The organism is Halobacillus rhizosphaerae (genome assembly GCF_046719735.1).
GTDB classification, from domain to species: domain Bacteria; phylum Bacillota; class Bacilli; order Bacillales; family Halobacillaceae; genus Halobacillus_B; species Halobacillus_B rhizosphaerae.
In genome coordinates, this window is the sequence record NZ_JAUTWQ010000015.1 from 68,465 (window position 1) to 89,162 (window position 20,698).

Annotated in this window: 23 protein-coding genes and 1 pseudogene; 16 read left to right on the top strand and 8 right to left on the bottom strand. The window is 39.1% G+C overall.

What is annotated here, in order from left to right; genetic code table 11:
- Positions 1-3 precede the first annotated feature (3 nt).
- From Q7A53_RS15940 to Q7A53_RS15960, 5 genes are all read right to left on the bottom strand, one after another.
- Entirely contained in the window at positions 4-405 is a 402-nt protein-coding gene (locus tag Q7A53_RS15940; protein ID WP_411790178.1) for a thioesterase family protein, read from the bottom strand.
- Positions 406-420: 15 nt separating this feature from the next.
- Entirely contained in the window at positions 421-1,197 is a 777-nt protein-coding gene (locus Q7A53_RS15945) for an enoyl-CoA hydratase-related protein (RefSeq protein ID WP_411790179.1), read from the bottom strand.
- 10 nt (positions 1,198-1,207) lie between these two features.
- Positions 1,208-2,572: a hypothetical protein gene (locus tag Q7A53_RS15950; RefSeq protein WP_411790180.1), complete on the bottom strand. Its 1,365-nt coding sequence runs from the start codon at positions 2,570-2,572 to the stop codon at positions 1,208-1,210.
- Positions 2,573-2,625: 53 nt separating this feature from the next.
- Positions 2,626-3,627 carry an NAD(P)/FAD-dependent oxidoreductase gene (locus tag Q7A53_RS15955; RefSeq protein WP_411790181.1) on the bottom strand — a complete coding sequence of 334 codons (1,002 nt, stop codon included), beginning with the start codon at positions 3,625-3,627 and terminating at the stop codon, positions 2,626-2,628.
- Positions 3,628-3,843: 216 nt separating this feature from the next.
- Complete coding sequence (locus tag Q7A53_RS15960; protein WP_411790182.1) at positions 3,844-4,785, bottom strand: NAD(P)H-dependent flavin oxidoreductase; 942 nt, start codon at positions 4,783-4,785, stop codon at positions 3,844-3,846.
- 63 nt (positions 4,786-4,848) lie between these two features.
- Here Q7A53_RS15960 and Q7A53_RS15965 point away from each other — a divergent pair, with 63 nt between their 5' ends.
- Complete coding sequence (locus Q7A53_RS15965; RefSeq protein ID WP_411790183.1) at positions 4,849-5,373, top strand: gamma carbonic anhydrase family protein; 525 nt, start codon at positions 4,849-4,851, stop codon at positions 5,371-5,373.
- Positions 5,374-5,401: 28 nt separating this feature from the next.
- On the opposite strand, the gene paaX is transcribed toward Q7A53_RS15965, so the two are convergent.
- Positions 5,402-6,247 carry a phenylacetic acid degradation operon negative regulatory protein PaaX gene (gene paaX, locus Q7A53_RS15970; RefSeq protein ID WP_411790184.1) on the bottom strand — a complete coding sequence of 282 codons (846 nt, stop codon included), beginning with the start codon at positions 6,245-6,247 and terminating at the stop codon, positions 5,402-5,404.
- 130 nt (positions 6,248-6,377) lie between these two features.
- Positions 6,378-7,715 carry a LuxE/PaaK family acyltransferase gene (locus tag Q7A53_RS15975; RefSeq protein WP_411790185.1) on the bottom strand — a complete coding sequence of 446 codons (1,338 nt, stop codon included), beginning with the start codon at positions 7,713-7,715 and terminating at the stop codon, positions 6,378-6,380.
- A gap of 313 nt (positions 7,716-8,028) precedes the next feature.
- On the opposite strand from Q7A53_RS15975, the gene paaA reads away from it, so the two are divergent.
- From paaA to Q7A53_RS16030, 11 genes are read left to right on the top strand one after another with little or no spacing between them, the layout of a single operon-like run.
- Positions 8,029-8,922 (top strand): 1,2-phenylacetyl-CoA epoxidase subunit PaaA, encoded by an 894-nt coding sequence (gene paaA, locus Q7A53_RS15980; RefSeq protein ID WP_411790244.1) that lies wholly within the window; start codon positions 8,029-8,031, stop codon positions 8,920-8,922.
- Positions 8,923-8,954: 32 nt separating this feature from the next.
- On the top strand, positions 8,955-9,311 hold the full coding sequence (paaB, locus tag Q7A53_RS15985; protein ID WP_411790186.1) for a 1,2-phenylacetyl-CoA epoxidase subunit PaaB: 357 nt from the start codon (positions 8,955-8,957) through the stop codon (positions 9,309-9,311).
- Positions 9,308-10,120: a 1,2-phenylacetyl-CoA epoxidase subunit PaaC gene (gene paaC, locus Q7A53_RS15990; RefSeq protein ID WP_411790187.1), complete on the top strand. Its 813-nt coding sequence runs from the start codon at positions 9,308-9,310 to the stop codon at positions 10,118-10,120. Before paaB ends, paaC begins: the two co-directional genes overlap by 4 nt.
- Before the next feature lie 18 nt (positions 10,121-10,138).
- The gene (gene paaD / locus Q7A53_RS15995; protein ID WP_411790188.1) at positions 10,139-10,636 is read left to right on the top strand and encodes a 1,2-phenylacetyl-CoA epoxidase subunit PaaD; all 498 of its coding nucleotides are present in this window, start codon (positions 10,139-10,141) and stop codon (positions 10,634-10,636) included.
- A 14-nt stretch (positions 10,637-10,650) separates the two neighbouring features.
- Entirely contained in the window at positions 10,651-10,956 is a 306-nt protein-coding gene (locus tag Q7A53_RS16000) for an EthD family reductase (protein ID WP_411790189.1), read from the top strand.
- The gene (locus Q7A53_RS16005) at positions 10,949-11,722 is read left to right on the top strand and encodes an enoyl-CoA hydratase/isomerase family protein (RefSeq protein ID WP_411790190.1); all 774 of its coding nucleotides are present in this window, start codon (positions 10,949-10,951) and stop codon (positions 11,720-11,722) included. Before Q7A53_RS16000 ends, Q7A53_RS16005 begins: the two co-directional genes overlap by 8 nt.
- Positions 11,723-11,724: 2 nt before the next feature.
- Complete coding sequence (locus Q7A53_RS16010; RefSeq protein WP_411790191.1) at positions 11,725-12,504, top strand: enoyl-CoA hydratase/isomerase family protein; 780 nt, start codon at positions 11,725-11,727, stop codon at positions 12,502-12,504.
- Between the two features lie 21 nt (positions 12,505-12,525).
- Positions 12,526-14,052, top strand: a complete 1,527-nt coding sequence (locus Q7A53_RS16015; RefSeq protein ID WP_411790192.1) for an aldehyde dehydrogenase family protein — start codon at positions 12,526-12,528, stop codon at positions 14,050-14,052.
- A 59-nt stretch (positions 14,053-14,111) separates the two neighbouring features.
- On the top strand, positions 14,112-14,924 hold the full coding sequence (locus Q7A53_RS16020; protein WP_411790245.1) for a 3-hydroxyacyl-CoA dehydrogenase: 813 nt from the start codon (positions 14,112-14,114) through the stop codon (positions 14,922-14,924).
- 14 nt (positions 14,925-14,938) lie between these two features.
- Positions 14,939-16,138: a thiolase family protein gene (locus Q7A53_RS16025; RefSeq protein ID WP_411790193.1), complete on the top strand. Its 1,200-nt coding sequence runs from the start codon at positions 14,939-14,941 to the stop codon at positions 16,136-16,138.
- A 22-nt stretch (positions 16,139-16,160) separates the two neighbouring features.
- The gene (locus tag Q7A53_RS16030) at positions 16,161-16,394 is read left to right on the top strand and encodes an indolepyruvate ferredoxin oxidoreductase subunit alpha (RefSeq protein WP_411790194.1); all 234 of its coding nucleotides are present in this window, start codon (positions 16,161-16,163) and stop codon (positions 16,392-16,394) included.
- A gap of 271 nt (positions 16,395-16,665) precedes the next feature.
- Here the strand turns inward: Q7A53_RS16030 and Q7A53_RS16035 are convergent.
- Positions 16,666-16,984: pseudogene (locus tag Q7A53_RS16035) on the bottom strand (ABC transporter permease); the annotation flags it as partial.
- 135 nt (positions 16,985-17,119) lie between these two features.
- Here Q7A53_RS16035 and Q7A53_RS16040 point away from each other — a divergent pair.
- The 4 genes from Q7A53_RS16040 to Q7A53_RS16055 all read left to right on the top strand — a co-directional run bounded on the left by Q7A53_RS16040 (position 17,120) and on the right by Q7A53_RS16055 (position 20,670).
- Complete coding sequence (locus Q7A53_RS16040; RefSeq protein ID WP_411790195.1) at positions 17,120-17,497, top strand: DUF956 family protein; 378 nt, start codon at positions 17,120-17,122, stop codon at positions 17,495-17,497.
- Between the two features lie 429 nt (positions 17,498-17,926).
- Positions 17,927-18,895 (top strand): mannose/fructose/sorbose PTS transporter subunit IIA, encoded by a 969-nt coding sequence (locus Q7A53_RS16045; RefSeq protein ID WP_411790196.1) that lies wholly within the window; start codon positions 17,927-17,929, stop codon positions 18,893-18,895.
- Positions 18,896-18,924: 29 nt separating this feature from the next.
- Positions 18,925-19,731: a PTS mannose/fructose/sorbose transporter subunit IIC gene (locus tag Q7A53_RS16050; RefSeq protein WP_411790197.1), complete on the top strand. Its 807-nt coding sequence runs from the start codon at positions 18,925-18,927 to the stop codon at positions 19,729-19,731.
- A 27-nt stretch (positions 19,732-19,758) separates the two neighbouring features.
- Positions 19,759-20,670: a PTS system mannose/fructose/sorbose family transporter subunit IID gene (locus Q7A53_RS16055; protein ID WP_411790198.1), complete on the top strand. Its 912-nt coding sequence runs from the start codon at positions 19,759-19,761 to the stop codon at positions 20,668-20,670.
- Positions 20,671-20,698: the final 28 nt, after the last annotated feature.

Consider the following 20,698-nt stretch of genomic DNA (forward strand, 5'->3'; position numbering starts at 1 on the left):
CTCCTACTTTACTTTTTGCAGTTCTTCTATTTGTTTTTTTATATAGGTTTTTGGAATGATGGCCTGGGTTACACTGCCTTTGCCAATGATTATATGACCAGACCTCACTTCGGCATTACATAGAATCATACGCTGTTTTATTTTTACAACAGTAGCTTTTGCCACGATTTCATCTCCTTCAATAGCAGGAGAAGAGTGTGTGACCTCCACGGAAGCTCCCATACCTTCTTCTTCAGGAGTGATGTATGGGAGTATAAGGCGTCTAGCTGCCCATTCCATATGGTGGACTAATGATACAGTTGATAAGACTGGATGGATAACTTCTCCATCAAATGATGGAAACATTTCTTTTGTTACTTTGTTCGTTACAGTTGCTGATTTTCCAACCTCTAAACCTGGATTCATCGATCTAACTCCTTTCTATTTTCCTTGGAACTGAGGAGGTCTCTTATCTTGAAATGCATTCAGCGCTTCGATTCGATCTTCTGTTTGAATAATTGCCTCATAAGCTTTACTTTCAATCGCAAGTCCTGTGTGAAGGTCGGTATCACTTCCTTGCTGAATGGCAATTTTAGCTTGGTTAACAGCCAGAGGTGCGTTGCTAGTAATTTCGTTTACTAAAAGGTTTACTTGTGATTGGAGTTCATTTTTATTTACTCGTTTATTTATCATTCCCCAGGAGTAAGCAGTTTCAGAATCGATTTTTCGAGCAGTTAAAATCAGTTCTTTAGCTTTTGATACACCAATTAACCTGGCTAACCTCTGCGTCCCACCTGCCCCGGGAACAATTCCCCAACTTACTTCGGTAAGTCCCATTTGTGCATGGTCTGCGGCAATTCGGAAGTCACAAACCAGTGCCAGTTCCAATCCCCCACCTAATGCAAAACCATTGATAGCTGCGATAGTTGGCAGAGGAAGTAACTCTATATGATTGATTACTTCTCTGGTTTTTTGAACATTTCTTCTAACTTGTTGATCATTTAAATTTTTTCTTTCTTTTAGATCTGCTCCGGCACTGAATGCTTTTTCTCCTGCCCCAGTAAAGACAACCACTCTAATGTCTTTGGAAAACTTCAACTTTTCTATTACCTTTTCTAACTCGATCAAAGTTTCATAGTCCATTGAATTCAATCGTTCTTCTCTGTCTATAGAAACCGTGGCGAGCAATCCATCTTTTTTAAATTTCACTTTGGTCATCCAATTCCTCCTACCCGACTTCTTTCTCTGTCTTATAATCAATTTTTTCTGATTTGGTATTTTCTCTTCTACCAATGAGGATTAAATAAAGAGCAATGCCAATACCGATTCCCCAGCCAGCTCCTAGAGTAGCTGTTAAAAAACCAATTGCTACTACTAATCCACGAGCCACATCTGTTTTTACCATTGACATGGATACATAAGCACACGCAAAACCGGTCAATATGAGAGTAACGGATAAGGCAATAGGGAAAAGCGGCATAATGATGCCTATAACCGGCATAAATAGACCTAATGGAATCGCTAAAATATAAAAGTTCATTGGCCCCGAATATATTGAATCCATTACTTCCCGACCTTTTTTGTATCGTTCAAGCAAAAATACTTGTACACCGGTCCAAATTGGGCCGTGAATCCAGAGAAGAGGACCTGCAGTAAGTAACTGAGCAATATTTCTCAAGGCTAACGTATAATGGCTCCTTGTTGGATTAATTTCAATTTTTTCATCCCTTCGTTTTTCATCTGCACCTTTCAGCAGAGTGTGGGCAACAAGCAGGTCTCCGAAGGCTAAGACGTAAATCATAACTCCAAGAGGAAGGACAGATAGAAAGGTATTCCAAGAAGGAAGTCCCACAGACCATAAAGAGAGGGTGGAGAACGTTTCACCTATAGGAGGAACGAAGAACCCTAACGAGATATCGAAGGATAACTCCTTAGTGAAAAATCCAACTGCTCCTGCTATCAAAAAGGACACAAGCAATGCATTTGATCCGGCTAAAAGTTTTATTTTATTGTTTGGAAGGTTAGCAAATGGAATGGAGAATAATAGGATTAAAATGACAATCCAGGCAGTCATTAAAGAGAAAGGCATGGAAGCCAAACGATCCAGCTCAGATTGAAATGCAGCAATTGCGGCGCCCATAATGATTCCCGCTTTTAATGTGGTAGGTACCAGAGAATTAAATTTTGCACCAAGTCCAGTGATACCAAAAAATAAGAACAATATGGCAACGATCAAGGTGAGGGCTATCATGCTTTCGATGGCTTGGACACCTGGTGTAAGGGCTTCCATAAATACAATTGTTAAAGGTAATCCAGCTGTGATGGCGCCAGCTGCATAGATGTCTCCGAATAGAATGGTTTGTCCTAAAACCCAGAACAGCATGACAAGGCTGACTGTCCAAGCGACTTCAAAAGAAACTTCAAAGTATCGCATTACGAGGGGAGTAATAGATCCACATGTGGCTAGTAGTATAAGACCCCCTTGAATATGTTGGCTAGGAGTGAGTTTCAAATGGACGCCAGGGACTCTTAATGTAAATGGTCCCCAATTAATTCCAGGGTGAATTTCTCCATATTTTCGTTTGATTTTCAATTGAACACCTCATTAAAATAAGTTAGATAAAGGAAAGGCGCTTGACATTATATTTACTTTCCAGCTGAGGCAAAAATACTTGTACTATGGCCAGCTTGAAGACGTGATTCAGGATCAATACGTTTTTTTGCATAATTAACGGCAGTAGGAGCTTCTCCGAACCCTGAAGCAATAAGTTTTGTTTTTCCTTCATAGGAACAAACATCTCCGGCGGCAAAAATGCCTGGAACACTCGTTTCCATATGAGCATTTACTTTTATCGAATTCTTTTCTAAATTTATTCCCCATGATTTCATCGGACCTATTGAGGTAACGAATCCATAGTTGATGATGAGGTCATCAATATCTAAGAAATGATAGTTATTACCTTTGACTTCTTGAATAAACACCTGATTAATCACATTGTTATTTCCGATAATGCGTTCTACTTGATAAGGAGTTTTAACATCGACCCTCGAATCTTTTAGGAGGTTCAAGCTATGCTCATGGGAACGAAAGTTATTTCTACGGTGAACCAGGGTTACTTTTTTGGCAATCCGCTCAAGCGCAAGCGCCCAGTCCACAGCTGAATCTCCACCTCCACACACAAGAACGTTTTTATCTCTAAATTTCTTCAACTCTTTTACAGAATAATGCAGACAATTATTTTCGTAGTTTGAAGCTTCTTTAACTTTCAGTTTACGCGGTTGAAAAGCTCCTGCTCCGGCAGTAATGATAATCGCCTTAGTGTAATGTACTTTTTTATCCGTAATGAGCTGAAAGGTTCCATTTTCAAATGGAACGACCCTTTCAACTGATTCCTCTAAGCAATAAGATGGAGAGAACTTTTCTGCCTGTTGATAAAGACGATCTACTAAGTCCTGAGCTTTTATATCTGGAAATCCTCCTACATCGTAAATATATTTTTCAGGATATAAAGCTGCTAGTTGTCCTCCGACCTGAGGAAGGGCATCAATAACTTTAACGCTGACATTTCTCATACCTGCATAAAAAGCTGTGAATAAACCAACTGGACCAGCGCCAATAATTGTAATGTCATAGGATTCTTCTTTCATGAATAATCACTCCTCTTTAAGTTTTCGCAGCTAAAGTAGGATAAAACAGTACAAGTCTCAATCCCCCCCCTTTTTTATTGTATGACGGAATTTTTACGTTTTAAAATTAAATGTTATACTAAGGTTAAGTAATTATCTGACAACTGTCAATACAATTTTTGGAATTTCCATATAAAAAAACGGAGCCTGTCCGCTCCGTTTTTTTATATGAGTTTTCTATAAAGGAAAATTTTCACGATAAATTTGTCTTGCTTCCTCCAACATTCTCTCCAGTAACTCTTTTACAGAAGGGATATCTTGAATCATGGAAGCTACTTGTCCGGCATTTAAGTGCCCCTCATTTAAATTTCCTTCGATAGCGCTTCGAGTATGGTGAATTTCATCAGTCAATTCATCATACTCGGCCCTAGTTAATGTTGCTTCTTTCTTTGCTAACTCTCTTGTGTAAGGCGTCTTTAATACACGCCTAATTTTATTATGAGTTCTTCCAACAATTATGGTATCTAAAGAAGTAGCAGTCAAAAGCGCTTCTTTGTAGGATGAATGAACTTGCGCTTCTTTTGTTGCAATTAAACGAGTCCCTAATTGGACACCGCTTGCTCCAAGTGCCATCGCGGCCAATAGTCCCCGTCCATCTCCAATGCCTCCGGCAGCTATTACAGGTATAGAAACTGATGAGGTAATTTTCGGGATCAGTGTAAAGGTAGTGAGTTCTTCCGATGAGTTGATGCCCGCTGCTTCATAACCTTCTGCAATTATTAAATCAGCTCCCTGTTTTTCTGCTTTTTTAGCTTGTTTTTCATTAGCGACCACACACATTACTATGCATCCGTTTCTCTTCAAGACATCTATGAAAGGAGTTGGGTTACCAGCTGATAAGGTAACGACCGGAACCTGATAAGAGATTATCAGATCAATAATTTTTTTGCATTCTGGATGAACACTTATCGGTAAATTAACCGCGAAGGGTTTTGAAGTGTTGGCTTTAATTTTTTGTATCATGTCTTCTACTATAGATGGATCCATTGTACCTGCACCGATTGTTCCTAAGCCTCCAGCTTCGGAAACTGCGATTGCTAAGGAAGGATGGCTAATATTACCCATTCCTCCTTGGATAATAGGATGCTTGGTACCAATTAACTCACTTATATATATCAATATTTAACACCTCCGTATTAAATATGTTATATTAAAACTAACAAAAAATAAAGGAGGTATAATATGATTTATCAATATAATGGAAAAAAGCCACAAATTCACGAAACCGCTTTTATTGCCGACGGTGCAAAAGTGATAGGTGATGTTACCATTGGAAAATATTCGAGTGTGTGGTTTCATGTTGTTTTACGAGGAGACGAAGATCGGATAACTATAGGGGAAAAATGCAATATTCAGGAGAATTCTACATGTCATTTATATGAGGGTAATCCCTTAATCTTGGAAGACAAAGTATCCGTAGGTCACAATGCCATTGTCCATGGATGTGTCCTTAGAAAGAGATGTCTGGTAGGGATGGGCGCTACTGTATTAGATGGTGCGGAAATAGGGGAGGGGTCAATTATTGGGGCAAACAGTCTAATCCCGGCAGGAAGAAAAATCCCTCCTAATTCATTGGTGCTAGGCTCTCCGGGTAAGGTGGTTCGAGAATTAAATGAAAAAGATAAAGAAATGATTGAGGAAACGATTGAGACTTATGCTAAAAATGCAAAGGAATTTCAACAAGCTAATATTTTTGAAAGAGTGTGATGAAAAAAGGTCCCTGCGAGGGACCTTTTTAAATATTGTAAGTCATTCCACCAGATTCGAAGGTTGATTCGAAAAAACGTGTAGCGGGTTCTTTCAACAATTCGTAATAATCTTTAAACAAAAATGCAGCGGAATCTCCTAGCCAATCTTCTGGAAGTAGTTCTTGGGGGAGGCTCGGATCCACGAAGAGGAATTTTCTATATTCATGCACAAGAAGGGTCCGCTCTACAAAGCAGCTCCCATCAGTCATATTACCCTTTTCCAGTTTATTTTTATCGATAATGTATTTTTGACTATAGGTTTTGATGAAGTTTGAGTACCTCTCATTCACTTCAGTCAAATCCCAACATTGATTAATCAATTCTTTGTTTGTTGCAAATCCTTCATATTTCGCTTGAAAGAAGTTTACGAATTCACTTATTTCATATTTTTTCACTAGACTTTGAGCTTCTTTTTCCAAAGGATTTGGGGTTATCCAACAACTGTTTGATAAAAGGCCGAATCCACTCCACACAAGCTCTTTCCTGAGCTCGTCACGCAAATGCCGCTTCGTCTCAGGGATTGAATACATGAGTAGTCTCCATTTTCCATCCCAAGAAGGAGGTTCTGTATTATAAATCCTTCGAGCTGCTTCTTTCATTCTTGATTTTCCTTGATCAGTTAAATAATAATAGCTTTTATTCCCTTTTTTTTCAGATGTAAGCCAACCTTGTTTGTTCATTCTCGATACGGCCGCTCGAACAGACTGTTCATTGTGGCCGAACTCTTTCAATAAAGTGATTAAACTGCCAATCCAAATCACATTTCCATACTGGCTTATATAATCACCATAAAGTGTAAATATCATTGATCTTGTATTAAATGATTTTTCCATGAACTTTTCCTTTCCTTTATCTCTTAATTGTTTCTTAAGATGCTCCATTTACTATAATAACTATCTTACTACAATTTTAAAATTCGTCATACCAAAAAAACGAAGGAGACATGCTCCTTCGCTTTTTGAACTATAAAATAGTTGGAGTAAATGATTCACGCTTATCAATGATTCTACTCGCTTTCCCTTCTGATCGTTTGAGAGTAAATGGTTTTTTTAGTTTTACTTCTATTGAAATGAGAGCTTCCATCTTCAATTTTTGTTGCACAGTACTAATTAGCGTTTTTGCCATTTCGCATTTTAGGTCATTGTTCGGTAATGAACTGAAGTAGTTCTCACATACTTCTACATGAAGTTCAACGTGGTCTAGTGCTCCTTTTTTAAAGAGATGTATTTGATAATTAGGGGTAAGCTCTTCTATTTCACAGATGTACCTTTCCACTTCAGAAGGGAATACGTTAACTCCGCGTACGATCAGCATATCGTCAATTCTTCCTTTAACACGGTTCATTCGGGTGGTGGTTCTTCCACAGACGCATGTTTCTCTTTTAATTGAGGAAATATCTCCAGTGCGATAACGGATAATAGGTAGAGCTTCCTTAGTTAAACTGGTAAATACAAGTTCCCCATCTTCTCCATCTGGAACATTCTCTAATGTATCAGGGTTTATCACTTCTACCAAGAAATGATCCTCAGCTATATGCAAACCGTCTTGACATTCTTCGCATTCCATTGCGATTCCCGGTCCCATTACCTCACTCAATCCATAAATATCTATAGCTTTTATATTAAACATTTTTTCAATTTCTTTGCGCATTTCTTCAGACCAAGGTTCTGCCCCTAGAATGGCACGTTCAATAGAAGTTGCAGCTGGATCGATACCTATTTTACGCATGGATTCGCCAATATTCAGCAGGTAAGAAGGTGTGGTGGAGATGATTTTAGGTTGAAAGTCTTGGATTAACGTAATTTGCTTTGAAGTATTACCGCCAGAGATGGGTACCGTAGCACAGCCGAGAGTTTCAGACCCCACATGTAAACCAAGACCTCCAGTAAACAATCCATATCCATAAGCATTATGAAGGACATCTCCTTTTCTGCCGCCAGCCATGTAAATGCCACGAGCGACAATTTCTCCCCAGCAAACCATATCATTTTTCGTATAAGCGACTACTGTTGGTTTGCCGCTTGTACCAGAAGAAGCATGGATTCGAATTACCTCCTCCATGGGAGTAGCGAGTAATTGGAAAGGATAATTTTCTCTTAGATGTTTTTTTTGAGTAAAAGGAAGTTTTTGAATATCGTCTAATGAGTGAATGTCTTCAGGAGATAAATGGTTTTCATCAAAAGCTTTTCTATAGAATGGTACATCATTGTAGACCCTTTTAACCGTTTCTATTAATCCAATCTGCTGATAATCTTCCATCTGGTCTTTACTCCAAGTCTCTCTTTCAGAAAAAAAAGACATGAATCCATCTCCTTTTATGATATTTTATTAACGAAAGTATTATTATCGTCACAAATAAAGTAAACGGTAATGAAAGCGCTGTCAATATGTTTGTAAAATTCAAAAAAATAAAAAACACTGTAAACACTGTGAAAACAATGGTTATGGAAATTATTTCAAAATTAAATTTAAATTTGAGGTTGCCTTTTATATGACGTTAAAATATAATTGCGTTAAATAAACGTAATAAGGAGTTGAGAAAATGTATATATACGGAGGCACAGTAGCATCTGAGGAGAATTCAATAGAAAATCAACAGAAATATAATGAATTCATGGCAAAGATTGAAGCAGATGAAAAAATCGAGGCTGATGATTGGATGCCAGAGGAATATAGAAAAACTCTAATAAAGCTGATATCTATGCATGGAATTAGTGAAATTATGGGGGCGCTTCCAGAAAAGGAATGGGTTCCAAAAGCGCCCACCCTTAAGAGAAAACTTGGGATCATGGCGAAAGTACAAGATGAAATGGGGCATGGGCAGCTTCTATTAAGAGTAACTGAAGACCTAATGAAACCTTACGGAAGAAATAGGGTTCACTTGATGGAAGATCTACTTAAAGGTGATTTGAAATTTCACAATGTATTTCATATGCCTACGAAAACTTGGGCAGATGCAGGTGTAGTAGGCTGGTTGGTAGATGGGGCTGCTATCATTTCTCAGACCAACATGTTAGACGCTTCCTATGGTCCTTATCAACGTGCACTCAAAAGAATTTGTCAAGAAGAAGTCTTTCATGCTCAACATGGGGAGTCTATCATCATGAGTTTGGCAGAAGGTACAAAGGAACAAAGAGAGATTTTACAAGACTCCATTAATCGCTGGTGGTCTTCTTTGTTGATGTTCTTCGGTCCAGCTTCTGCCTCTACGACAGGTACTTCTAAACAGGAAGTTACAACAAAGTATCGAATTCGTAAGAGCTCGAATGAAGAGTTGCGACAGGCATTTTTAGATAAGTATTTACCGCGTATTTTTTCTTTAGATTTTTCGGTTCCAGATGAAACGGTTCATTATGATAAAGATAAAGAAATATGGGTTTATCAACAGCCAGATTGGAATGAATTTAAGAAAATTATAAGTAACAATGGACCGAGATCTCAACAGAGATTGCGTTTGCGTGAGGTGGCCTACACGAATAACCGTTGGGTTCGTGAAGCTCTCGCATAAGAAATCCAAGTTTTTTAGAAGGGAGTAAATAAATGAGCACAAATGAATCTGATTTCTATCAAGAGTTTGAGGTTTTTAGTAAAAAGAATGAAAAGTCTCACATTCAACATCAATTCAGCCTTTTAGCACCAAACAAAGAAATCGCACTAAGTATGGCACAAGAGAATTTCATGAGGAGAGAAAGTGTCTTGGATGTTTGGGTCGTAAGGCGCTCTGATATTCGTTCCATGACTAGTGAAGAACGTGAGAAGTGGACAAAACGAATAGAGAATAAGGATTACCGGAATACGAAAGGTTATGGATATTTAAGAAAAAAATGGCGTGAAAAAGAGCAAGGCATGTTAGATGAAAAAGAGATCATGTCCTGGAAAGAGGTGAAGAAATCATGAAAGTTGAAACAGCTGAAGAAGCAATCAAAGATGCCTCCTATCTTAATACTCTAAAAGAACTACTTTATCAGTTGGCCGATGATGACTTCATCATTTCTTTCCGAGGTGCTGAATGGTTGGGATTAGCACCTCATATTGAGGAAGATGTTGCCTATTCTTCAATTACTCAAAATACAATGGGACATGCTTTTTTATACTATCAACTCTTAGAAGAATTAGGAGAAGGAAAAGTTGATGAACTTGCCCATGAAAGAGTTGCAAGTGACCGAAAAAATGCAACCTATTTTGAGAAAAAAAATGGGGAAGGTGATTACCTTCATGAACCTCATTTTGATTGGGCTCTTACAGTAGTACGTCAGTTTTTATATGAAGCTTCTAAAAAGGTAAAGTTGGAATCTTTAATGGATAGTTCTTACTTACCTTTAGGAGATATCGCTCAAAAAATCTTAATGGAACAAAACTACCATTTGGCACATTGGAAGATATGGATTCGTCAGTTGCTAGAAGCTAATCAAATTGCAATCGAAAAAATTCAATTCCGACTAGACGAAGCTTGGCACTATCAAAATGAAATAATTGGATTGGGTCCTATGGCAGATAACATGGAAAAGTATGGACTAATTGAGAATGAACAAACTTTGGAAGATCGTTGGCTCGAAGAAGTGAAAAAAAGCGTCGGTGATTTTAAAAAAGGTCGTTCCGTTAACAGGGGTGCTAATGGCAGAGAAGGTAATCACACAAATGATTTAACTCAAGCATTGAATACGTTAGCGGAAGTTTACAATACTGATCGTAAAGCAGTTTGGTGAAGATGGAGGGGGAAGTTTATGTTATCTAGAGAACAAGAAATCGTGGCAGTTCTTAAACGTGTTGACGATCCAGAGCTTCCATCTGTCAGTGTTTGGGATTTGGGAATGGTTTATCAAATACAAGTTCATGGAAGTTATGTCGAAATTACAATGGTCCCTACATTTGCAGGTTGTCCAGCCCTCGATTTTATTGAATTAAATGTTAAAAAGGAAATTCTTGAGTTGGGTTGGGTAACTATGTGTACTGTTAATTTCACTTTCAAAGTCAAATGGTCCACCGATAAAATTACCAATGAAGGTAAGAAAGAATTAAGGAAACACGGTGTAGCTCCACCTCCAGAAAACTTCGTACCAGGAGGTGAATGGTCAGTCAACTGTCCTTATTGTGACTCACCCTTTACCTCATTAGAAAATATTTTCGGACCAACGGCATGTCGGAGTATTTTATATTGTCCTTCTTGTAAAAATCCGTTTGAAGCTATGAAGCCAGTCATTGAACATTCAGTAACTAATTAGAGAGGGGAATGATTATGGTCAAGCTAATTGCACTATACGAACAACCAGAGAACGAAGAGGAGTTCAATGAACACTACTTTAATGTTCATACACCAATAACTAATGAAATTCCTGGATTAAAAAAAATGGAAGTAACAAAAATAACCGGTTCACCCCAAGGAGCAAGTGACTATTACCTAATGTGCGAAATGTATTATGAAAGCCAGGAAGATTTGCAAAATGGAATGAAATCTGACAAAGGGAAAGCTTCTGGAAAGGATTTAATGTCATTTGCGGGTAATCTGGTGACCCTGATGATAGGTGAGGAGTTGAATGAATAGTCAATTTATCATTTCTACAATTGCTGAAGGAATTGGAACAATCCAATTAAACCGTCCAGAAGTAGCGAATGCCTTAAACAGGAAAATGGTAGAAGAAATCGTATTACAGTTGGAGTTATTTGATAAAGATGATGAAGTAAAAGTGATGATTTTAAAAGGGAATAGTCAATCATTTGCGGCGGGGGCAGATATAGAAGAAATGATGGAGGAATCTTCACTTTCTCTTGAATTGCTTAATCCGTTTGCGGTCTGGGACAGACTTATGGCTATAAAAAAACCTACGATCGCATGTGTGAATGGTTTCGCCTTAGGTGGAGGGTTCGAACTTGCTCTTCATTGTGATTTGATAGTTGCCTCAGAAGGTGCAAAATTCGGATTTCCAGAAGTTAATCTTGGAGTAATGCCAGGAGCAGGTGGTACTCAATTTTTAACAAAAGCCATGGGACGTACAAAAGCTTTGGAATGGATTTGGTTAGGGGAACAAATGAATGCGCAAGAAGCAAAAGAATTTGGTGTTATAAATAGGATAGTTGCTCCAGAACTTGTAGAAGATGAAGCAATTAGTCTGGCTGAAAAATTGGCAGGTCAAGCTCCAATTGCTCTTCGGCTTATTAAAGAAGCCGTTGATAAAGCATCAGATGGAAGTTTAAGTGACGGCATGAAGCTTGAAAGGAAGAATTTTTATTTAACATTTAACTCTCAGGATCAAAAAGAAGGTATGAAGGCATTTTTAAACAAACGACGACCTTCTTTCAAGGGGGTATGAAAATGGAGGGTTTTCACACAATCCAATATAAGAAATCCAAAGGTGTAGCTTTGATTGTAATAAGTAGACCGGGGGCGTTTAACGCCTTTACAGAGCAAATGAACAAAGAACTTATAAGAGCAATGAAGATGGCTTCTAAGGACGAAGAGATTCGAGTCATAGGAATAACAGGTGAGGGGAAAGCTTTTTGCGCAGGTGAAGATCTAGGCGGTATAGATGAAAATACCAATCATGAATCCTTTTTACGTAAGCGCTATCATCCTATGATGAAAGCTATAAAAGTAACTCCGAAACCCATAGTTGCATTAGTGAATGGCACAGCAGCTGGCGCTGGAATGAGCTTAGCATTAGCTGCAGACTTTCGACTAGTTAAAGAAAATGCAAAATTTGTTAGCGCTTTTATAAATATTGGGCTAATTCCGGATTCTGCATTCATCTACTACCTTCCGCGAATCGTAGGTTATGCAAAGGCAATGGAGATTTCTTTATTAAGTGAACCGATTACTGGTCAGAAAGCCTTCGATTTAGGCTTAGCTACTGAGGTCTACCAAGATCATGAATGGGATGAAAAAACAGAAGCATTTTTGACTAGAATCGCTGCTCTCCCTACAAAAGCCGTTTCTTTAGTAAAACGGTACATGGTGGATGGTATGAATAACTCTTTTGAAGAAGTGTTAAATAAAGAAGCTCAAGCTCAAAGAATTGCTGGAGCAACAAAGGATCACATTGAGGGTTTGAGCGCATTTAAAAATAAACGGAAACCAGCTTTTTCTGGAAAATAATTATCAAAGGAGAGATTTCACATGGGAAAGACAGTTACCAAGCAAAAAGTTACAGAAATGACAGAGGCAATTCGCGATCATTACAGTATGATTATTAACGGAGAATATGTAGAAGGAAGCGATGGACAGACCATGGATGTATATAATCCAGCAAAGGGTCAAAAAATTGCTACCGTTTCCAGAGCAACCCAAGAAGATGCAGAACGAGCAGTGCAAGCAGCTCGTCAAGCTTTTGAAAATGGTAAGTGGGCAAATAAATACCCAGTAGGAAAGAGATCTCGTGTGTTGAACAAAATTGCTGAATTGATGAGAGGGCGTTTCAACGAACTTGTAGAGGCAGAAGTTTTAAACAGTGGAAAATCCATTGGAGCTGCTCAAGTCCAGGTTAATCAATCGATTGAGGATTTCGAATTTTACGCAGGGGCAATCGTGGGTCACCGAGGAACAGTTAACAATATGCCTAATGGATTTTTCAACTACACACATAAAGAGCCGGTAGGTGTTTGTGCTCAAATCATTCCATGGAACTACCCAATGATGATGGCAGCTTGGAAGATTGCACCGGCGATTGCAACAGGATGCTCTGTCATTATTAAACCTGCGAGCCTTACTCCGATTACAGCGATATTGTTGAATGAAATCTGTCATGAAGCAGGTGTGCCTGAAGGAGTTGTCAATACTCTTCCAGGATCAGGTAAAGTAGTTGGCGATTATCTAGTTGAACACAAAGATATTAATAAGGTAGCGTTTACAGGTTCTACAGCAACTGGTAAGGATATTATGAATAAATCTTCAGAAACCCTTAAGCGCTTAACATTAGAACTCGGCGGAAAGTCACCTAATATAGTGTTTGAAGATGCGGATTTGGAGGCAGCGGTTCCAGGATCACTTTTCGGGATTTTCTTTAATACGGGTCAATCTTGCGAAGCTCGCTCTCGTATGTTTATTCACGAATCTATTTATGAGGAATTTATAGAAAAGTTCATTGAGAAAACAGAGAAGCTTCAGAGTGGAGATCCCTTCGATAAAGGTACGCACCTTGGATCTATTATTAGTGAAGAACAAGTTCAAGTGATCGAGAGTTATGTAGATTCTGCTCGTCAAGAAGGTGCAACGATTGCAACGGGTGGAAAGAGATTGGAAATTGATGGATTTGTAAATGGACACTGGTATGCTCCGACGGTCATTACAGACGTTACTCCTGACATGGAAGCCGTTCGAGAAGAAATCTTTGGTCCTGTCGTGGTAGTAGAGAAGTTTTCTGATGAAAAAGAAGTGATTAAAAGAGCAAATGATACGAAATACGGTTTGGGTTCAGCAATTTGGACTACAGATCAAGGGAGATCGACTAGGGTAGCCCACCAAATTGAAGCAGGTATTGTTATGGTGAATACTCCATTTTCTGCATTCCCTGGCACACCGTTTGGTGGTTATAAGGAATCGGGTTTTGGACGTGAACTTTGTGTGGAAACATTAGATCTTTATATGGAAGATAAGAGTGTCTTATCTTACTACGGTTCTAAACCCCTAAATCCTTTTGGAGTGTAAGAGAGGAGTTGAGTAAAGTGAGTGAGGTTAAAAATGTAGCAGTGATAGGAGCTGGGGTTATGGGGAGAGGCATTGCTTATGTCTCTGCCCTCGCCGGTTTTTCTACAACATTGGTGGATGTATCTAACACCCAATTAGAAGATGCGGAGAATTTTTTTGAAAAAACGGCTAATAAAGGAGTTGACCTAGGTAAAATAACCTTAGAAAGAAAAATTGAATTACTTAAAAATATCTCGACTTCTACGAATCTAGAGGAAGTTTCAGGATATACAGATTTATTGATTGAAGCAGTACCTGAGAAGAGAGATTTAAAAAAGAAAGTAATGGAAATTGCTGATCAAGTAGCTCCAAAGCATACTATTTTTGCAACAAACACTTCTACTATTAGTCCTACAGAAATTGGTTCTTTTACGAACCGTCCTTCCAAGGTGGCAGTCATGCATTTTTTCAATCCAGTTCATAGAATGCCTCTTGTAGAAATCGTAAGAGGATTAGAAACAAGTGATGAAACAGTAAGTGAGATTAGAGAAGCAGCTGAAAAAATGGGGAAAGAAACGGTGGAAGTTAATGAATTTCCTGGTTTCGTAACGAGTCGCATCAGTGCTTTAATCGGGAACGAAGCTTTTTATATGCTACAGGAAGGTGTTGCGGAGGCGAAAGATATTGATAAAGCGATCAAGCTGGGTTTGAACTTTCCGATGGGACCTTTAGAGCTTGGGGACCTTGTAGGGTTAGATACTCGTTTAAACAATTTGAAGTATTTACACCGTACTCTCGGTGAAAAATATCGGCCAGCGCCCTTGTTAGAACAAATGGTTCAAGCGGGAAGGTTAGGTAGAAAAACAAATCAGGGCATATATAAATATGATTAGGAAGGAAGTCCTTCATGGAAGAAGTTGTTATTATTGATGCGGTCCGGACACCAATCGGAAGATATGACGGTGCTTTGAAAAGTATTCGTCCAGATGATCTGGGGGCAATTGTATTACGTGCCATAAGAGAAAGGAATCCCATAGTTTCCATGCATGAAGTGGAAGAGGTGGTTATGGGCAATGCAAATGGGGCAGGAGAAGATAATAGAAATGTAGCTCGCATGTCTACATTATTAGCAGACTTTCCAAAAGAAGTTGCAGCTACCACAATAAACCGTTTGTGTGGTTCAGGGCTAGATGCAGTAACTTATGCAGCTAGAGCTATATCATTGAACCAAGGTGATATTATGATTGCGGGCGGAACAGAAAGTATGACTCGCGCTCCTTACGTCATGAGTAAGCCGGACAAAGGATTTAAAAGAGGGGGGGCGGAGCTTCATGACACGACAATTGGATGGAGATTTACGCATCCGTCTATGGAAGAAAAGTATGGAACAGACTCTATGCCAGAAACAGCACAAAATGTTGCGGACCTTTATGATATTAGCCGAGAGAACCAAGATGATTTTGCATTCAACAGTCAAATAAAGACGAAAAAAGCAGTGGATAGTGGCCGTTTAAAAGATGAGATTGTACCTGTAACTCTTCAAGATCGTAAAACAGGTACATATACCATAACGGAAGATGAACATCCTCGTCCTACTACCACAAGAGAAAAGTTAAGAAAACTTCCCTCACTTTTTAAAGAAGGAAGCATCACCGCCGGTAATGCTTCTGGAATAAATGATGGAGCCTCCGCTCTATTGCTAATGAGCAGAAAAAAAGCGGAGGAATTGGGTGTGGAACCACTTGCCAGTTACGTTACCTCAGCTGTAGCAGGGGTAGAGCCAAGATTTATGGGGATAGGTCCAGTTGATGCTACAAAGAAAGCTTTAAAGCGTGCTGGCATGAAAGTAAATGATTTAGATTTAATTGAATTAAATGAAGCTTTCGCTGCACAATCTCTAGCTTGTATACGGGACCTGGATTTGGATTCGGATATAGTGAATGTTAACGGAGGGGCCATTGCTTACGGTCATCCCTTAGGAGCAAGTGGGGCAAGAATATTAACAACGTTGGTCCATGAAATGAGAAAGAGAGAAAGTAAAAAAGGATTGGCAACTATGTGTATTGGAGTTGGACAAGGAATTTCAATGATAGTCAAAAGATACTAATTTTTTAAGGAGTGAATGTTCTATGGCTTTCGTAATTACTTCCCCTTGTAAAGACGAAAAAGCTGCTGAATGTATAGAAGTATGTCCTGTGGATTGTATTGAAGAGGGAAAAGATATGTTTCACATTGATCCTGATGTTTGTATCGAATGCGGAGCATGTGAAGCTGCTTGTCCAGTACAAGCAATTTATATGGAAGACGAAGTTCCTGAAACAGAAAGAGAATATATTGGAGAAAACAAAGCGTTTTTTGAATAATGAATACTTCCTATTCAAGAGATTTGTAGTGAATGGACTACTTTACTTTGTGTCACTAATATATTAGTAAAAAGAAGTCAATCCGTACATGAGGGTTGATTTCTTTTTTCCTAGTCAGAGTATAATTAGGTGTTACTCACTGAATTCAATTTTTGTCTTATAGTGAGTAAATAGATACATCTCGAACTTATCCATCATAGATAACAAAAAGATAGAGCAGAAATCGAATAAGACGATCTTCTGCCCTACCTTTTTTATGGTTAAATATCTACTATTCCCTTTTAAACGTCCGACTCGCAATATTAAATGCGACCACTAACCAGGCCCCTAACGTAAGACAGTGATGCCAAAGTGCGAAAAAGGGTGTGCCAACATTCATCGTTTCACGTAGAGCAGTACATAAATGAGATCGGCAGGACATGGACAAATGGCTGCAGATATTCCGGCATGTTGTTGATCGGGATAAACACGCCGCCTAAGAATAGCATCGGGAAGGACGCAAAGCCACCAATCGGGCCTGCGCTTTCCGGGTTTTTAGCAAGCCCTGCAATAATAAAAGCGATCGCCATAAACGTGAGTGTGCCCAATATCTAAGAATATTTCTTAACGCGAAGGGACAAGGTTCCTGTCCCCAATGTCCCCTTAAAGAAGTTTTTTTGCTTAAAGTGATCAAACGTGTTTATAATGATTACTAATAGTAAAAGAGAGAAATGGGTGTAGATCAAATGGTCCAATCAATTAATACAAAAGTTGATTTAGTTATGAATGGAACCTCACATAGTGGAATTTCACAGTATGGTAAGATCATGATCGGAGATAAAGGTTTTGAATTCTTTAATGATCGTGATGCTCGTAAGTTTATTCAAATCCCATGGGAAGAAGTTGATTACATAATCGCTTCCATTCTCTTCAAAGGGAAATGGATTCCGCGTTACGCTATCCAGACTAAACGGAATGGGACATTTTCATTTTCTTCTAAAGATCCGAAAAGAGTTTTGCGAACCATTCGAGAATATGTTGAGTCAAAGAATATGGTCCAATCTTTAAGTTTCTTTCAAGTAATCAAACATGGTTTTAAGAGTACACTTAAAAAAAAGAAGTAGTTATTATGCAAGACAAGTAGATACTTGTCTTTTTTTGTGGGAATAACTATCAAATTGGTACCTAGAAACTCATTTCTCTCTTGAAAGAGGAATATTCGGTGTGCTATAATTTTCCTTGGAAACTCTTTAAAGTATGAAGTTCTTGTTAACAATTCATTGACAGCGTTTGCAAAATTAAAATTAAAAATAATTATCCTATGTTTTTTTTACGTGTTACTGATTCGATCAGGCATGAGTAAAAAGTATTGATTAAAACGAAGAGTCAAGGCTGTTCTATGCCCATTTCTTCATTTAATTGGCTTTTTATTCATGCCTTTTTTTATTATTTTTTTTAATTTGTAATCGTTTTCGAAGAGTTGAAGAAATACTTTAGGAGTTTACTAGTACCCACGGTTTTAAACTTTAACAATAGGAATAGGAGGTAAAAAAATGGTAGGTATTATCATTGCTAGTCACGGTGAATTTGCCGATGGTATCTTGCAATCTGGAGCGATGATCTTTGGAGAACAAGAAAATGTAACCGCTGTTACATTGATGCCGAATGAAGGACCTGATGATGTAAAGGCAAAAATGGAAAAAGCAATCGCCTCTTTCGAAAACAAAGACGAAGTATTATTCTTAGTCGATCTTTGGGGCGGTACGCCATTTAACCAGGCAAACGGCTTGGTTGAAGAACATAATGGCAATTGGGCAATCGTTGCTGGTGTGAATTTACCCATGTTAATTGAGGCTTATGCATCGCGCTTCTCAATGAACACGGCGCATGAAATTGCAGCACATATTTTAGGCACGGCTAAAGAAGGGGTTAAAGTAAGCCCTGAAGAATTAGAACCTGTAGATTCTGCGGGAGCTGCTAGCCAGTCCTCCACATCATTTGCTCCTGGTAAATTTGAGTACGTGTTAGCACGTATCGACACTCGTTTACTTCACGGACAAGTAGCAACTGCTTGGACAAAAACGACACAGCCTACACGGATCATTGTTGTATCGGATGCAGTAGCGAAGGATGAACTTCGTAAAGGGTTAATCCAACAGGCAGCTCCTTCAGGTGTAAGGGCGCATGTGGTTCCTGTTGATAAAATGATTGAACTTGCCAAAGATGATCAACATTTTGGCGGCGAGCGCGCGTTACTTCTTTTCGAAAATCCACAAGATGTACTTAGAGCAGTTGAAGGCGGCGTTCCGTTGGAGACCATCAACGTGGGTTCCATGGCACACTCACCTGGTAAAGTTCAACCGAATAAGGTTCTTGCTTTTGACCAGGATGACATTGATGCTTTCGCCAAGTTAAAAGAAGCTGGTTTGACTTTCGATGTACGTAAAGTTCCGAATGATTCGAAAGGGAACATGAATTCAATCATCAAGAGTGCTCAAGCGGAGTTAAATAGACAGAAATAATCCACAGTGAAAAAGGAGGAGCAAAAATCATGGATTTGAATATTATTCAAATAATTTTAGTCTTGCTCGTAGCATTTTTAGCTGGTATGGAAGGCATCTTGGATGAATTCCAATTCCACCAGCCGCTAATTGCTTGTACGTTGATCGGCCTGGTTACAGGAGACTTAGTACCTACTCTTATCTTAGGCGGTACTCTTCAACTGATCGCTTTGGGCTGGGCAAATATAGGCGCTGCCGTGGCCCCGGATGCTGCGTTAGCATCAGTAGCTTCTGCAATTATTTTAGTTTTAAGTGGACAAGGTCAAGCGGGGGTATCCTCGGCAATTGCGATTGCTATTCCGCTAGCCGTTGCAGGTTTATTATTGACCATTATTGTCCGTACGATTGCAACAGGGCTGGTCCATTTAATGGATGCTGCAGCTAGAGAAGGAAATATTAGAAAAGTTGAATTCTGGCATATTGTTGCCATTTGCTTGCAAGGGTTACGTATTGCCATTCCTGCTGGATTGATTCTAGCTGTGGGCGCGGGTCCTGTTAGAGACTTACTTAGTTCTATGCCGGACTGGCTGACTGAAGGCTTAGCAATCGGCGGGGGAATGGTTGTTGCCGTTGGTTATGCAATGGTTATTAACATGATGGCTACAAAAGAAGTATGGCCATTCTTTGCGATTGGTTTTGTATTAGCGACTGTCTCACAAATCACTCTTATCGGTCTTGGTGCTATCGGTGTGTCTCTTGCACTAATCTATTTAGCACTTTCCAAACAAGGCGGTTCAGGTAATGGTGGAAACGGAAATACTGGAGATCCGATAGGGGAAATTATAGATTCTTACTAATTCTTACTAAAGGAGGAGGACAAACAGATGGCAAAGGAAATGAAATTAACAAAAAGAGATCGCATTTCTACTTGGTGGCGTTCAACGTTCATTCAAGGTTCTTGGAACTATGAACGTATGCAAAACGGTGGTTGGGCTTTTTCAATGATCCCTGCGATCAAACGATTATATAAAACAAAAGAAGATCGTGCCGCTGCACTAAAACGTCACTTGGAATTTTTTAATACTCACCCCTATGTCGCTTCACCCGTTATTGGTGTCACACTAGCGCTTGAAGAAGAACGTGCAAGTGGTGCACCGGTTGACGATACAGCCATTCAAGGAGTTAAAGTCGGTATGATGGGGCCATTAGCTGGTATCGGTGATCCGACTTTCTGGTTCACGGTTAGACCCATCCTTGGAGCGTTAGGGGCTTCACTAGCGATGACCGGTAACATCCTTGGACCAATTCTTTTCTTCGTTTTATGGAATCTGATCCGTATGGGATTCATGTGGTATACGCAGGAATCTGGTTACAAAGCAGGTTCTAAGATTTCTGAGGATATGTCAGGAGGCTTACTTCGGGATATTACTAAAGGTGCATCAATCTTGGGTATGTTCATCCTTGGTTCATTAGTTAACCGTTGGGTCTCTGTAACATTCACACCGGTTGTCTCTTCAGTTAAACTTAGCGATGGTGCTTATATTGATTGGGATAAATTACCTTCAGGACCGGAAGGAATTAAAGCTGCGCTGGAACAACAACAGGCGGGTCTTGCCTTAGATTCTACTAAAGTAACGACTTTACAAGACAATTTGGATAGCTTAATTCCCGGTTTGGCCGGATTGGCGATAACACTTCTCTGCATGTGGCTGCTTAGGAAGAAAGTTTCTCCAATTGTTATGATTCTTGGGTTATTCGCGGTGGGTATTGTATTCCACTTAATCCACCTAATGTAAAATTGAATTGGTTTCATTGGGGCTTTTT